This is a genomic window from Moraxella macacae 0408225, assembly GCF_000320365.1.
Classification (GTDB): Bacteria; Pseudomonadota; Gammaproteobacteria; order Pseudomonadales; family Moraxellaceae; genus Faucicola; species Faucicola macacae.
Genome location: NZ_ANIN01000002.1, coordinates 577,481 through 591,199, shown reverse-complemented (window position 1 = coordinate 591,199; position 13,719 = coordinate 577,481). Strand labels below are relative to the sequence as shown.

The following is a 13,719-nucleotide window of genomic DNA, read 5'->3' as shown; positions in this document are numbered from 1 at the left end:
TAAAAAAAAGAGCATTTTTACAATGCTCTTTTTTTTACAATGCTCTTTTTTAAGTCTTTTGATAAAGTTATGCCTGATTTTGATTTTGTTCCAAACTTTGTTGGTATGCTTGATCAAAATTTACAGGGGCAAGCAACAATTGTGGGAAACTACCGCGCGTTACGATATCACTAATGACTTCACGTGCATAAGGGAATAAGACATTTGGACAATACGCACCCAAAATTGCATTCATTTGATCCTCAGGAATGTGTTGCATCATGAAAATCCCTGCTTGATGTACTTCTGCAATAAAAGCCGTTTCACCGCCATTATTTGCTGTTACATTTACAGTTAGCACGATTTGATAATGCTCATCGTCTAGTTTTTCAGCACTGCTTGATAAATTGATATCAAGTTCTGGTTGCCATTCACGCGTGAACACTTGTGCACCTGGAACTTCAAGCGACATGTCTTTTACATAGATACGCTCTAAAGCAAGTTGTGGTTGTAAGGTTTGTTCTTCTGCCATGATTTTTCTCCCAAAGCATTGTTAGTTACAAAGTTATCGTTACAAAAAAAGTTATCGTTGTTAATTGTTGAAAATGTGATGATTAAAAAATTAATGGTTAAAAAAATTAATGGTTAAATAAGCACTTAACCGTTTAATAAAGCCTCAAGTTGGTTTTCGCGTTCTAATTTTGCCAACTCATCGGAGCCACCAATAAATCGATCGCCAATAAAAATCTGTGGCACAGTGCGATAATTATTGGTTTTTTGGGCAAGGGCTTTTCGATCCTCGCCAGACACATCGTATATGCTGATCTCGGTAAAATCCACACCTTTATTGCTTAATAAGCGTTTGGCACGAATGCAATAAGGGCAAAAAGGCGTGGTATAAATGGTAACTGGTGTTTTCATTGTTTATCCTTGTTATTAAAACATTGTTGTTATTAAAACATTGTGATTAAAACTGGTCTTAATTAAAAACGGTTAAAAAACAATCATAACAATAATAAGGTTGGATTTTTTAAATTCAAGCCATTGTTTACCAATTATTTACCAATTGCACCAATTTTTTGCTAAAAATCTATTTTTTAACCACTTTTTCACTGACGAGTGGTAAACCTGAAGCTTGCCAATTGGCAATGCCACCATCTAATCGATACACATTTTCTTTGCCAATCATGGCCACCACAGTGCCTGCCATCATGCCCATTTGACACACGATAATTAGCGGACGGTTGTCTTGTTTTAGACTGTCAATGTGATCTTTTAAATCGGTAAAAGGTAAATTGCGACTGCCTTTGATATAGCCTTTTTCGAAGTCTTTTTTGGGGCGAACGTCGATGATTTGGGCATTGTCATTATTGACCATAAGACCTACGGCATTTGGATTAATTTTTTTGCCTCCGCGTTTGGTTTCTATCATAAAAAACAACACAATTAGCACAAATAAAATGCCAAATAAAAATGGGTGATTGCCCATAAATTCAAACCAACGTTCCAAAGTTGTCTCCAATTTTATTTAAAAATCAATTTTATTTAAAAATCTCTTAAGTTTGTGTCTGTGAAAACTTGTACATGAAAACTTGTACATGAAAACTTGTACACGGCAAAACCTCACTATTATACCGTTAATTGGCGTCATTGTAAAAATAATTTGCTAAATGTTAATCACGCTTGGATTTTAAGCGATTAATTGCCAAACCTAAGTTGGGTTTCGTCTTGCAATAAGACCAAATTTTCCACACGTCTTGCCAACACTTCACCCTTAGCTACCGCTTGCCACATCGCACAGTTTGGTGTTTGGGCGGTATGTTTACAATCACGAAAACGGCAAAAATTTGCCAAGGGTGCCAATTCTATAAACCCTGCCAAAACCTCCTCTTTTTGTAAATGCCACAGTCCATATTCGCGAATGCCTGGGGTGTCAATGACCGCTCCTTGACTTAAATCAGTTGGATCAAACGCCAAAAAACGGCTTGTTGTTGTGGTGTGTTGACCAAGTTGTGAAATGGTTGAAATTTCATTGACCGATTGAGTAACATTTGGCAACAGGCGGTTGATTAAACTGCTTTTGCCAACCCCTGACTGTCCTGCAAAAATCACCGTTTTGTGTTGCAGATACCGCCAAAGTTCGCTTAAATCACCGTTAGATTGGGTGATTAAGGTGTCATAGTTTAGCTTTTGGTAATCGTTTAGTAGGTTTTTTGTTGTATGATAATTGGCATCATTGATTAAATCAGATTTATTTAAAATTAATAAAGGCTTAATATTTGACACACAACACGCCACCAAATAACGATCAATTAATTGTGCTGAGGGCAAGGGCAATGGTGCAAAAACAATTGCCAAAATATCCACGTTACTGGCAATTGGTTTAAGTTTGTGATAACGATCTGGACGAAAAATCACGGTTTTACGATCATAAACCGCCTCGATCCGTCCAAGCCCAGTGTTTGGATCGGCGGACAGTCGCACTTTGTCGCCTGTGGCAAGCAGCGACAAATTGGTGCGAGTATGACACCGCCAAACACTGTGCAATTCAATCGCTTGCCAAAAGGGCCTAGGCTCACCAACAACAGGCGTTGGTTTTTTAGGCAATCGTTTAGGCAAAGATATGGCTTGCACTTCTAATTGTTTGCCATAATTGGCAATGACAATACCGTCCATTAACTCATCATCATCAATAACTTGTTGTTTTTGTTGTTGTTTTTTAATCCGTCTGGTTTGTTGATCGGTAAGTTTGCGTTTGCGAATCAGAGCCATAAATATGCCAAAATCTCAAAAAATTATCAAAATATTAAAATAAAAGCATATTTTAGCCTAAAAATCTGTTAATATGGTAAACTATTTCGTAAAAATAATTGAACAAACGATGAAAAACGATTGAGAAAATTATGGCAATTGATAAAAAAAATTTGGTTTGGGTGGATCTGGAAATGACAGGTCTTGACACGATGCGTGATACGATTATTGAGATTGCAACCATCGTTACCGATAGCGAGCTTAATATTTTGGCAGAAGGCCCAGTATTTGCAATTTATACCCCTGACATTGTGCTAAATGCAATGGACGATTGGAATACTCGTCAGCACAACCAGTCAGGGCTTGTAGACAGAATTCGTCGCAGTACGGTTACGCTTGAACACGCACAAGATGCAACCATTGGTTTTTTGGCAAAATATGTAGAAGCGGGCAAATCACCCATGTGTGGCAATTCCATTTGTCAAGACCGGCGTTTTATGGCCAGGCAAATGCCAAAATTGGAAGCGTTTTTTCACTATCGCAACCTTGATGTTTCGACGGTAAAAGAGTTGGCATACCGTTGGCGACCTGATATTTTAAACAGTTTTGAAAAAAAAGGCAGTCATTTGGCATTAGATGATATCCGCGACTCTATTCGTGAATTACGTCATTATAAGGAACATTTTTTCAAATTTATTCAATAATGATTAAATTTAGCTAAAATAAAAAAACCAATCACATTGGATTGGTTTTTTTATGCTAAATTGATAGCACAATATTGATAGCACAATCCGTTATGCCATATTGTCAATTTAGCATTGATGATTAAAATGATTTAACGATTAAAAAAGATCTGATAAAGTAAAAAGATCTGATAAAGTTATTTGGTTAAAATTAAGCGATTGTTGCGCGTTAAGCGTAAACGATATTCCTCGCCTTCGTGCTGAATGCGAATCTCTTTGGTCATAGCAAACAGATGATTGGATTGTAAAGTTGGCAAAATTGCTTGGCTTTGTGGGATTGCGCGGTTAAGTAGGTGATACATAAGCTGCTCCTTGTTGGCTTCTTTAAAAAAATATGATTGATTAATTGAGAATAATTATCATTTAAATTATCATTTTCGTCAAGTGTTTTTTGTTAAAAAAACAAAATTTTTTTATATATATTTATAAGTATTTGTTTTTAAAGGAAAATTTATGAAAAAAATTCAAGTATCATTGGCGGTAATTGAGTTTGACGAGCAATTTTTGTTGGGTTTTAGAAACAAAAATCAACATCAGGGCGATTGTTATGAGTTTATCGGCGGTAAAATTGACAACAATGAAACGCCAAAATCTGCGTTAATCCGCGAGGTTTCTGAGGAGATCGGCGTGGATATTCGTCATAACCATATTATTAATATGGGGCAAATTTGGCATGATTATGTTGAGGACAACAATGACACGGATAAACATAACACTAAGTCAGTGGTTTTGTTTGTGTTTAAAGTTGTGTTTACTCGATTGCAATTTGACAGTTTACAAGGCAAAAAAGGTGCAGAGCAACAACCAATTGTTTGGGTAAAAAAAGCCGATTTATTAAATAAAAAATATCCCTTACCAAATGCCAATACGCGGATTTTGACTTGGTTGGCTTTTGCCAATCAAATTGTGATTGGTCGTGAATTGGCATATTTTGCTGATGATGAAAAATTAAAAACCATTGAAAATTGGGTTGATTTTTATGCCGATCGTTTGCCAAAAAACGCCCATTTTTATGCCCGCCTAAAAGATCATCATGAATTTAACCATCATGCAATTACAAAGCTACAAAAAATGCGTACCGATGTGGTATTTTTGTTAAGTCGTGCTGATGCCTTGTCTGTGGAGATAAAGCCTGCTGTTGTGGTTTTAACTTATGATGATTTTTGTCGTGGTTTTGCAGATTTGGCAAAAGATTGTTGTTATTTTGCCAGCTGTCATAATTTAGATGATGTTATAAAAATCAATGCGTTGGCAAAAACCCACAGGGTGGTTGGAATATTTTTATCACCTGTCAAAGCCACTAAAACTCACCCAATGGCCAAACCGCTTGGATTTGAAAAATTTCAAGCATTAGCCAATCACGCCCATATGCCTGTTTTTGCTCTTGGCGGCTTATCTCCTAAAGATTGTCAAATTGCTCAACGCTATGGTGCGTATGGTGTTGCAGGAATAAGAGGTTTTGAATAAATAAGTTTAGGTAAATACTATTTTTAGTTATTAATTAATTAATGAGAAAAAATTGCCAAGCATAAAAAATTTTGTTATAATAAACTAGGATTTTTATCGACCATCGCTTTACACGGATTTTGACGTAAGCATTCATGCAAATTAATACAAACAGTATTAATACAAATAGTATTAATGCAAATAGTATTAATGCAAATAGTATTAATGCAAATAGTATTAATGCAAATAGTATTAATGCAAATAGTATTAATGCAAATAGTATTAATGCAAACAGTATTAATGTAAGCAGTTAAATTCGAGTGAGGCTTTTTTATTCTTTTTGGAGAAGCTATTATGGTAGAACCCTTAGTATCACAGGTATCACAAGCACGCCCTTCTTGGCGTGGTGTTTTTGCAGGCTTGTTAATTGGCATTGTGATTGTCATGGCGATGATCTCTTTGGCCTTGGTATTAAGCTCATTCATGCCTTTTGATCTTAAAGGTACAAGCATAGCCGCAGGTATTTATGCTGCTTTAACCGCTTTATTGAGTGCGTTTTTTGCAGGGTTTTTTGCTGTTAAATACTCAGCTCCTGAAACTTTACTTGGCAACGGCTCGGTTATTAGCCCAAAAAATGTTACCTTAACTGGGATTTTAACAGCAGCTTCCATTTTGTTTGCCACCACTTTATTTACCATGAACGGTGCAACCAGTATTTTAAGAGGTACGGGCAATGTTATCGGAACCACCGTCAGTTCGGCAGCAAGCACAACGGCCAATGTCTTAGGATCGGGTGCGGTTGCAGTTGGTGCAGCATCACAAAACACCCAAATTCAACAAAAAGCTCAAGAAGCATTACAAAAAGCATCTGCCAATGTCAGCCGTGAAGACATTGAATCTTGGATTGCCAAAAACACCGATGGCTTAAACAAAGAGCAAGTATCTGCCACGGTCAATGTGCTGGAAAAACAAATCAACCAAACCAAACAAGCGGTAGAAAATCTGGATTTTACCAATTTGGACACTTGGAAAAACTTGGACGAACACGCCAAACAGCACATGGCAAAAATTGAAAAAAATTTAACAGGTGATGATCTGATTGTTGCGTTACAAAAAGAAGGGCTATCCCAAGAGCAAGCCTTACAAATCCGCGATCAAGTAGTCAGTGCTTATAGTGAATACAAACACAAAACTGAAGAGTACTTAACCCAAACCAAACAAAGCGTAGAAGACACCATCAACCAAACCTTGCAACAAGCAGAAGATGCTGCTCGCAAAGTTGCTTTGTATACTGGACTGTTTTGGTTAATCAGTGCGTTATTGACTTTCTTTGCAAGCATTGCAGGGGCTAAAAGAGCGGCATCGGATTACTAAGTTTAGCGTTATGGTTTAGTTTAACAGATTGTTTTTTAATTAAACATCGTTAAAAACATTGTTGTTAAAAATTGTTTAAAGTGTTTCATTAAATCCCCACTAAAATTTGGTGGGGATTTTTTATGCAAGTTTATTAATTTATTTAGTAGGAAGAATCAATTAATACTGCTTCACCATAGCCACCGTTAATTGGCAATGGTTTGTTGGTGCTAACAGGCGTGCGAATCACGCGAATGGGTAAAACCCCTGCTTCTTTGGCTGCTAGTATGTCATCGTTGCTGTCGCCATAGTGGATTTTTACATTATGTTTGACAATGTAGTAAGTTTTGTCATAAGCATAAGGAGCAATTGGCGTGTCCTTGGTGTAATTGACAGGTTGCATATTTTTGATATTAAAAGTTTTTTCTAAAATTCTTGCCAGAAAATCAAGCTGTGTTGGATCGTTGTTTGCTTGTCCTGTACGACCTGTGATAAAAATAACCTGATCGCCACGTGCTTGGTGCATGTTAATTAATTGGCGAGCAGATTCTTTTGGTATGGAGGATAAATCACAGCCGTTTGCGACATAATTCCAAAAATCTTGATTTTTTAAATAATCGTAGCTTGTTGGTGAAAATTGATTTTTACCAAAATAAAAACAATGCGAAGATACCAAAGTTGTATCGTCAATATCAAAACTAACAGTCATCGGTGGTTTGCCTGCAAGACTTTTGGCGATACTTTCAACCGATACCCAATTTACGTCTTTTTCGTGTGCGTAGTCAATGGCGGTAATGCCTTTATGGGTATAAGGAATTTTGGGTCCTGCGGCTTGGACAATCAAGGGCATACATGCCAATATACAACCGGTCAATTTAAGCAGGCGATTCATATATTTCTCCATAATATGTTTTTTTGAAAAAATAAATACAGTTTCGTAATAGTATCGTAAATTATTTGTAATGTATATGCTTGATTGTATAATTATTGTAATGAATGTCATTGGAATGATGCTTATTTATCTGTTTTGGCTATTTTGGCTATTTATAATTGATAGATGATAAAAATTATTTTATAATTCAACTTTAATTTTTTGTAAAGTATTCAAATCGTAACGTATTCAAATCTAAGGAAAAATCATGTCTATTTACCAAACCCATCTAAAAAACCGCCAAACTCAAGAAAACAAAGCAGTTGAACTGATTATAAGCCTTGCCAAACTTGCACAACAAAACGTTAATGTGTTGTTTTTTGGTGAGCGTGTTTTGTTATCGGTGGTTGATATTCTTGCCAAACATAACGAACATGGCTTGGATATCGCCGATAGCTTGGCATTTATCACAGAATTAAATGTAACAGATACCACGGTTGATTTGGGTCAAGCCCTAAAATTAGGCAAAAAAGCAAGTGAATTTGGCAATGGGGTCGCTATTGCAAGCACCGATGTGGTATTGTATGGTTTTGGACGGATTGGACGGATTTTGGCACGCTTGTTGATGAGTGGTGCTGCATCGGATAAGGGCTTACAATTAAAAGCCATTGTGGTGCGTCCTGCTGGTGATGGTGATTTGCAAAAACGCGGATCGCTGCTGGAGAGGGATTCGGTTCATGGTTGGTTTGATGGTTCGGTTGAAATTGACACTGAAAACAACGGTATGATTGTCAACGGTCGTTTTATTAAGGTGATTTATGCCTCCGATCCAAGTGAAATTGATTACACCGCTTATGGGCTTGACAATGTGCTTGTGATTGACAACACAGGCAAATGGAAAGATGAAGCAGGGCTTGGCAAACACTTAGAGAGCAAAGGCGTAAAAAAAGTATTGCTAACTGCTCCTGCCAAAGGCGAGATTAAAAATATTGTGTATGGGGTAAATCACCATACCATTGGCAAAGATACGCTTGTATCGGCGGCCAGCTGTACCACAAATGCCATTACCCCAATTTTAAAAGTACTACACGATACTTATGGCATTGCCAATGGTCATATGGAAACCATTCACGCTTTTACCAATGATCAAAATTTAGTAGACAATTATCACAAATCTGAACGTCGCGGACGTGCTGCACCTTTAAATATGGTAATGACATCAACGGGGGCTGCCAGTGCGGTTGCAAAAGCCATTCCAGAGTTAAAAGGCAAATTAACAGGCAGTGCCATTCGTGTGCCAACACCAAACGTTTCATTGGCAATTTTAAATCTGAATTTTGAAAAAGCAGTGGATTCTACCGACAAACTAAATGCCTTTATTAAAGCCCAAGCGGATAGCGAGCAGTGGCAACAGCAAATTGATTATTCTGACAGTTCTGAAGCGGTATCTACAGATTTTGTTGGTTCGCAAAAAGTGGCAATTTTTGACGCCAAAGCAACCATTGCAACCGATAACCGTGCAACGCTTTATGTGTGGTATGACAATGAAATGGGCTATAGCACGCAAGTGATTCGCGTGGCAGAAGTGATGGCAAGCAATGGCTAATTGCTTGATTTGATTAACAATGTGTTATTAACACCACATTGTTAACAACACCACATTGTTAACAACACCACATTATTAACAACACCACATTATTAACAATATTTGATAAAAAAATAAACGCACAAGTGTCAATACGGTTGTGCGTTTATTTGTAGCGATGGTTTTATCTTTGTTGTGCCAAATTTTGTTGTGCCAAATATTGATTTAAGCTTTCAAGTCTTTTAAGCTCTCCTACATCAACCCAATTGTCATTAAGCAATGCACCGGTTACTTGTTGGCGGGCAATTGCTTGTTTTAAAATTGGAGCCAAAGGCTGTATTTCGCCCAAGGTTACATTTTGTAGCAATTTTGGTGCAATGACACTAATGCCTGCAAACGTATATTTTGGCAAATCGGTTAACGTTACTAAGTTGTTTGTTAAGGAAAAATCACCATTTGGGTTGTGCGTGGCTTTGTCGGTTAATAGCAAATGGGCCAGTTGGTTGTCACTAAAACGATAATTGGTTAATTGAGTAAAATCAAACGGCGTCCACACATCACCATTTACCAAAATAAAAGGGTCGTCGCTTAATAAACCATCTGCCAAGGCTTTTTTAATGCCACCAGCTGTTTCTAATGCCTTGGCGTCTTCGCGTGAGAATTTTAAATGCACTCCAAACTGGCTGCCATCGCCAAGTGCATTGATTAGTTTATCTGCAAGCCATGACACATTGATGACAATTTTTTGAATGCCTGCTTGTTTTAATGCCAAAATATGCCACACAATCAAGGGCTTGCCACCAACTGCCACCAAAGGTTTTGGTATGCTGAAAGTTAAAGGGCGTAAGCGAGTGCCTTTGCCTGCTGCTAAAATCATCGCTTGGTTTATCATTATTAAGCCTTTGCTTTAGAATTTTTGTTGAAATTTTGCCAATACAGTTTGTTCAATCCATGCATAAAAATCAGCATATACTTGATTTTTGTTTATGAGGTTTTTTAGCGAGATTAATAAATCTTGCATGACTTTTGGTAAGTTGGCAAGGTATCTGTCTTTTTTGTCGCGTTGATACAAACGAATAAAAATACCGATCACTTTTAAATGACGCTGTAGGCTAATGGTGTTAAAATCTTGCTTAACTTGTTGAAAATCAAGGGTATTTTTATAATCCGTGTTGGCATAAAAATATTGTAAATTTGTTTCAACCCAGTTTTCATCAAAATTGATGTAAGCATCTCTTAACAATGATGCCAAATCATACAGATACGATCCGATCACCGCATCTTGAAAATCAATCACGCCTAACTCATAGGTCAATTCATTGGTAACAATCAAATTGCGACTGTGAAAATCTCGGTGTACAACCACTTTAGGGTGGCTTGCGACATCTTTGACGATTTGGTTTTGTGTGTTTAGCCACAATTGTTGGGTGTTTTCGTCCAAAGCAATGCCAATATAGGGCAAAAACCACGCATCAAACAAACTCATTTCGCGTTTTAACAAAGATTCATCATAATTTGGCAATGGGTGATGTTGTAAGTTTTTGGCATTGGTAATTGAAATTTTTTGTAGATTTATCAAAGTTTGGAGGGCTTTTTGATACAATTTTTCTTGATTTGTTGCGTTTTCGTTGAGTTTATCAGCAAAATCCGTGGTTCCTAAATCTTCTAGTACAATAAAACCTTGTGCTTCATTAACAGCGATAAGTTTTGGCACATGGATAAAATCTGCCATTAATTTATCCACTGCAATAAATTCTTTGATGCTTTCTTGGTTGGGTGGGGCGTCCATAACGATAAACGGTTGCTTGGTTTTGTGGTTATCAACTTGTAAACGATAATAACGGCGAAAACTGGCATCACCTGCTAAGCGTTGGTAAGAAAACGGTTGGTCAAAAACCGATTGTAGCCATTGATAAAGAGCGGCATCACGTTGTGTGTGGGTGTTATTCATAAAAGTAAACTGATTAAGCGTGAAAATTTTAACAACAGTAAAAACTATTGTCTTATAAAAGCTACTATCCTATCCAAAAACCGCCAATTTCTCAAGAAAATTCTATCATTTGGGCAAAAATTTTTAAAAACCAATGTTTAAAAGCCAATAAAAGTTGGCTAATTTACAAAATTTTTTAGCAAAAATTATGAAAACAACCAAAATTATGAAAAAAAATAGTATAATTTGGCGGTAAATGATATTATGCTAAGGTTTTTAGCATTCTTTAGGCGGTTGTTTGGTGGGTTTATGATAAAAAATTACCAACATTGTTTTGTGGCACTGGCAGGATTTATGTTGTCGCCTGTGGTTTATGCAGAAAATTTATCGACAAATGTTGACTTGATGGAAGAAAATTTGTCAATCGATGGCACTCAAACCGATGAAGCCAACATCAATGAAGCCAACATTGATGAGACTCAAATCGAGGTAAAATCGGCTCGCACACACCAAAATTTTACCGCAAATACAGCTAGGCAACAAAGTTTAGAGCGTTTAAAACAATATTATAAAATCAATCAAGCGACCAATCACAATCAATCCAATAAGCAAGCACAGCCCAATAAGCAAGCAGAAAAATTGGCAGGATTTGGTAAAAATTTAACCAACAATTTGCTCGGAAAAACGCAAAAAGCCGCTGTGTGTCAAGGCGCGTGGACACATTTGCTACCAAATACCGATGTGGCAAAAGGCGATTCTCGAACCCAAGATTCTCAAAATAGCCTAAGCAACGATACAACACTGTATGCCAAAGCCGATTACGGTTATTACAACAATGAAAGCTATGCTGAATTTGTCGGTGATGTTCAGATTAGTCAAGGCTTGCAACAACTCAATGCGGATAAAGTGGCGGTAAATTTAAAAGACGGCATTGCCTTGGCACAAGGTAATGTTACGATGCTACAAAACAACCAAACACAAAACAACCAAACACAAAGCAACCACAGTGATGATACAACAACCAACAGTGATTTGGGTTTAATCAGTGTTGCTGATGAAGTGGCGTATCAGTCTGATTTTAGCAAAGCTGTGGCAAAAGAGGTTGCTTTTGCCAGTGTGTCATTACAAGCCCATGGTTATGCCAAACAGTTGCATAAGGTAGATGACACGCATTATGAAATTGATGATGTGATGTTTACCTTGTGTCCTCCTGAAAATCCAACGTGGCAAATTAACGCCAAAAATTTGGATATTAACACGGATACGGGTAGGGCTCAAGTGTATAACGCTGCCTTTAAAATCAAAGACAAGGCGCTTTTTTATTTGCCCTATTTTAATTTTCCGATTGACGATAGGCGTACGAGTGGGTTTTTGTTGCCAAAATTTGGTTTTAGCAATGACGGCGGCCTTGCGGTGCAAACACCGTATTATGTTAATCTTGCACCCAATTATGATATGACATTGACACCGAATATTTTTAGCAACCGTAACCCAATGTTAACAGGTGAGTTGCGTTACTTAAGTGCAAGTTTTGGACAAGGCGATCTGACGGGTACTTTTTTGCCACATGATAAAAAATACAACGGCGAAGATCGCAAAAGTCTGTTTTATCAGCATCATTGGCAATCAAAAAAATACCCAACGTTATCAGCCAATGCTGTATACCAATATGTATCAGACTCGGCGTATTTTGATGATTTTGACACGCTTGGCATGGAGCATATTCAGCTTAATCTACCGCGGCGCATTCAAGCTAATTATCATAACGATTATTTGACCGCTTTGGCAAAAGTGGAAACCTTTCAAACATTGGATAATAAATTAACCTACAGGCAAGATATTTTGGATAAAGATCGACCTTATCAGCGCCTGCCACAATTATCCATGCAATACCGTTTGCCTTTTTTTAAACACATCGATGTGCAAGGAGTGAGTGATTTTGCTTATTTTAAACGGCCAATTGATGACAATTCTGCGGTTGAACAAAGTGGCGGACGACTGTATAATAAAATCAGTGCTTCGTATCCGCTAAAACGCACTTGGGGTTATATGACGCCCACGCTAAGTTTACAGCATCTTTACACCCAATACGACAAACAAACCACGCTTGCGAATAATTTTGCCAAAGATGATAAAATCCGATCTATTTTTGTGCCTGAATTTAGCCTTGATATGGGATTGAATTTTTACAAATCAGGATCACCTTTTGCACAATTGGATAACAAAAAATTGGATAACAAAAAATTGAATAGCACAAAAGGTGGTTATCAATTAATTAGTCCGCGTTTAAAATATGTGTACTCACCCTACAAAGACCAAAGCGATGTACCAAATTTTAACACGCGTTTAGCCTCGCTTAATTTTCCACAACTGTATGAAAATTCTTGGTTTTTTGGCTATGATCGTTTGGCAGATAACAATCATATAACCCCTTCTGTCAATTATCGTTATATTGATGCCAATGGCCTTACGCGTTTGGATGCAAGCATTGGACAGCAGTTTTATTTGGATAAAATACGAGTGCATTTGGCGGATCATAACCGACCGTTGGCGGTAAAAAGTTCAGGCACGGTGTTACAAATTAACGCCCAGCCTTATCAAGATGTTTGGCTGGATTTAGATGGGGCGGTGAATGCCAAGGGTGATTTGCACTATTATAATGCCCAATTGCGTTATCAGCCTAATAATAACGCTTTGTACAACCTTGGCATGGTAAAACGCAAACCGCATCCAATGGGACAACAGGCTCTTACAGCCCTAACGGTGGCCGCGGTTGTTCCAATCAGCCAAAATTGGGGTTTTTTGACGGCGGTACAATATGACAATTTAAAAAACCGTTACAGCGATGTATTGGCAGGGGTTACTTATGAAAGTTGTTGTTATGGATTTTCGTTGTATGGCCGCAGCTATTATAATGAACTTGACAATGACAATAAGCCAAAACGTGCAATCATGGCACAGCTTAGCCTAAACGGTATTTTTAACAAACGTTATGGCAAACTTTCGTCTATGATTAACGACCGCGTGCAAGGTTTTAATCAATTAAACCGATTTTAATTTA

General features: G+C 37.4%; 13 protein-coding genes. 5 read left to right on the top strand and 8 right to left on the bottom strand.

The genetic code is table 11. The annotated features are described in order from the left end of the window. Positions 1–67: 67 nt before the first annotated feature. The 4 genes from secB to rsgA all read right to left on the bottom strand — a co-directional run bounded on the left by secB (position 68) and on the right by rsgA (position 2,751). Positions 68–511 carry a protein-export chaperone SecB gene (gene secB / locus MOMA_RS08165; RefSeq protein WP_009502059.1) on the bottom strand — a complete coding sequence of 148 codons (444 nt, stop codon included), beginning with the start codon at positions 509–511 and terminating at the stop codon, positions 68–70. 125 nt (positions 512–636) lie between these two features. Then, the gene (gene grxC, locus MOMA_RS08160) at positions 637–900 is read right to left on the bottom strand and encodes a glutaredoxin 3 (protein ID WP_009502058.1); all 264 of its coding nucleotides are present in this window, start codon (positions 898–900) and stop codon (positions 637–639) included. Between the two features lie 169 nt (positions 901–1,069). Continuing rightward, entirely contained in the window at positions 1,070–1,489 is a 420-nt protein-coding gene (locus MOMA_RS08155; protein WP_009502057.1) for a rhodanese-like domain-containing protein, read from the bottom strand. Between the two features lie 188 nt (positions 1,490–1,677). Then, a complete protein-coding gene (gene rsgA / locus MOMA_RS08150; RefSeq protein WP_009502056.1) occupies positions 1,678–2,751 on the bottom strand; it encodes a ribosome small subunit-dependent GTPase A in 1,074 nt (357 codons plus the stop codon). 131 nt (positions 2,752–2,882) lie between these two features. On the opposite strand from rsgA, the gene orn reads away from it, so the two are divergent. Next, positions 2,883–3,434, top strand: a complete 552-nt coding sequence (gene orn, locus MOMA_RS08145; protein ID WP_009502055.1) for an oligoribonuclease — start codon at positions 2,883–2,885, stop codon at positions 3,432–3,434. Between the two features lie 176 nt (positions 3,435–3,610). Here orn and hemP read toward each other — a convergent pair whose 3' ends face one another. Continuing rightward, a complete protein-coding gene (hemP, locus tag MOMA_RS09735) occupies positions 3,611–3,775 on the bottom strand; it encodes a hemin uptake protein HemP (RefSeq protein ID WP_009502054.1) in 165 nt (54 codons plus the stop codon). A gap of 151 nt (positions 3,776–3,926) precedes the next feature. On the opposite strand from hemP, the gene MOMA_RS08140 reads away from it, so the two are divergent. Continuing rightward, positions 3,927–4,940: an NUDIX domain-containing protein gene (locus tag MOMA_RS08140; protein ID WP_009502053.1), complete on the top strand. Its 1,014-nt coding sequence runs from the start codon at positions 3,927–3,929 to the stop codon at positions 4,938–4,940. Between the two features lie 333 nt (positions 4,941–5,273). After that, entirely contained in the window at positions 5,274–6,293 is a 1,020-nt protein-coding gene (locus tag MOMA_RS08135; protein WP_009502051.1) for a coiled-coil domain-containing protein, read from the top strand. Between the two features lie 142 nt (positions 6,294–6,435). On the opposite strand, the gene aphA is transcribed toward MOMA_RS08135, so the two are convergent. Next, positions 6,436–7,164 carry an acid phosphatase AphA gene (gene aphA, locus MOMA_RS08130; protein ID WP_009502050.1) on the bottom strand — a complete coding sequence of 243 codons (729 nt, stop codon included), beginning with the start codon at positions 7,162–7,164 and terminating at the stop codon, positions 6,436–6,438. Between the two features lie 247 nt (positions 7,165–7,411). Here aphA and MOMA_RS08125 point away from each other — a divergent pair, with 247 nt between their 5' ends. Further along, on the top strand, positions 7,412–8,749 hold the full coding sequence (locus tag MOMA_RS08125; RefSeq protein ID WP_009502049.1) for a glyceraldehyde-3-phosphate dehydrogenase: 1,338 nt from the start codon (positions 7,412–7,414) through the stop codon (positions 8,747–8,749). Positions 8,750–8,912: 163 nt separating this feature from the next. Here MOMA_RS08125 and murU read toward each other — a convergent pair whose 3' ends face one another. Both murU and MOMA_RS08115 read right to left on the bottom strand, forming a co-directional pair. Then, positions 8,913–9,620, bottom strand: coding sequence for an N-acetylmuramate alpha-1-phosphate uridylyltransferase MurU (gene murU, locus MOMA_RS08120; protein WP_009502048.1), 708 nt, complete (start codon positions 9,618–9,620; stop codon positions 8,913–8,915). 15 nt (positions 9,621–9,635) lie between these two features. Further along, the gene (locus tag MOMA_RS08115) at positions 9,636–10,679 is read right to left on the bottom strand and encodes an aminoglycoside phosphotransferase family protein (RefSeq protein ID WP_009502047.1); all 1,044 of its coding nucleotides are present in this window, start codon (positions 10,677–10,679) and stop codon (positions 9,636–9,638) included. 288 nt (positions 10,680–10,967) lie between these two features. Here MOMA_RS08115 and MOMA_RS08110 point away from each other — a divergent pair, with 288 nt between their 5' ends. After that, on the top strand, positions 10,968–13,715 hold the full coding sequence (locus MOMA_RS08110) for an LPS-assembly protein LptD (protein ID WP_009502046.1): 2,748 nt from the start codon (positions 10,968–10,970) through the stop codon (positions 13,713–13,715). Positions 13,716–13,719 lie beyond the last annotated feature (4 nt).

Coding starts and splice junctions, on each gene's coding strand:
- grxC (WP_009502058.1), bottom strand. CDS start 900: ATGAAAACACCAGTTACCATTTATACCACGCCTTTTTGCCCTTATTGC.
- murU (WP_009502048.1), bottom strand. CDS start 9,620: ATGATAAACCAAGCGATGATTTTAGCAGCAGGCAAAGGCACTCGCTTA.
- rsgA (WP_009502056.1), bottom strand. CDS start 2,751: ATGGCTCTGATTCGCAAACGCAAACTTACCGATCAACAAACCAGACGG.
- orn (WP_009502055.1), top strand. CDS start 2,883: ATGGCAATTGATAAAAAAAATTTGGTTTGGGTGGATCTGGAAATGACA.
- MOMA_RS08135 (WP_009502051.1), top strand. CDS start 5,274: ATGGTAGAACCCTTAGTATCACAGGTATCACAAGCACGCCCTTCTTGG.
- secB (WP_009502059.1), bottom strand. CDS start 511: ATGGCAGAAGAACAAACCTTACAACCACAACTTGCTTTAGAGCGTATC.
- MOMA_RS08110 (WP_009502046.1), top strand. CDS start 10,968: ATGATAAAAAATTACCAACATTGTTTTGTGGCACTGGCAGGATTTATG.
- aphA (WP_009502050.1), bottom strand. CDS start 7,164: ATGAATCGCCTGCTTAAATTGACCGGTTGTATATTGGCATGTATGCCC.
- MOMA_RS08115 (WP_009502047.1), bottom strand. CDS start 10,679: ATGAATAACACCCACACACAACGTGATGCCGCTCTTTATCAATGGCTA.
- MOMA_RS08125 (WP_009502049.1), top strand. CDS start 7,412: ATGTCTATTTACCAAACCCATCTAAAAAACCGCCAAACTCAAGAAAAC.
- hemP (WP_009502054.1), bottom strand. CDS start 3,775: ATGTATCACCTACTTAACCGCGCAATCCCACAAAGCCAAGCAATTTTG.
- MOMA_RS08140 (WP_009502053.1), top strand. CDS start 3,927: ATGAAAAAAATTCAAGTATCATTGGCGGTAATTGAGTTTGACGAGCAA.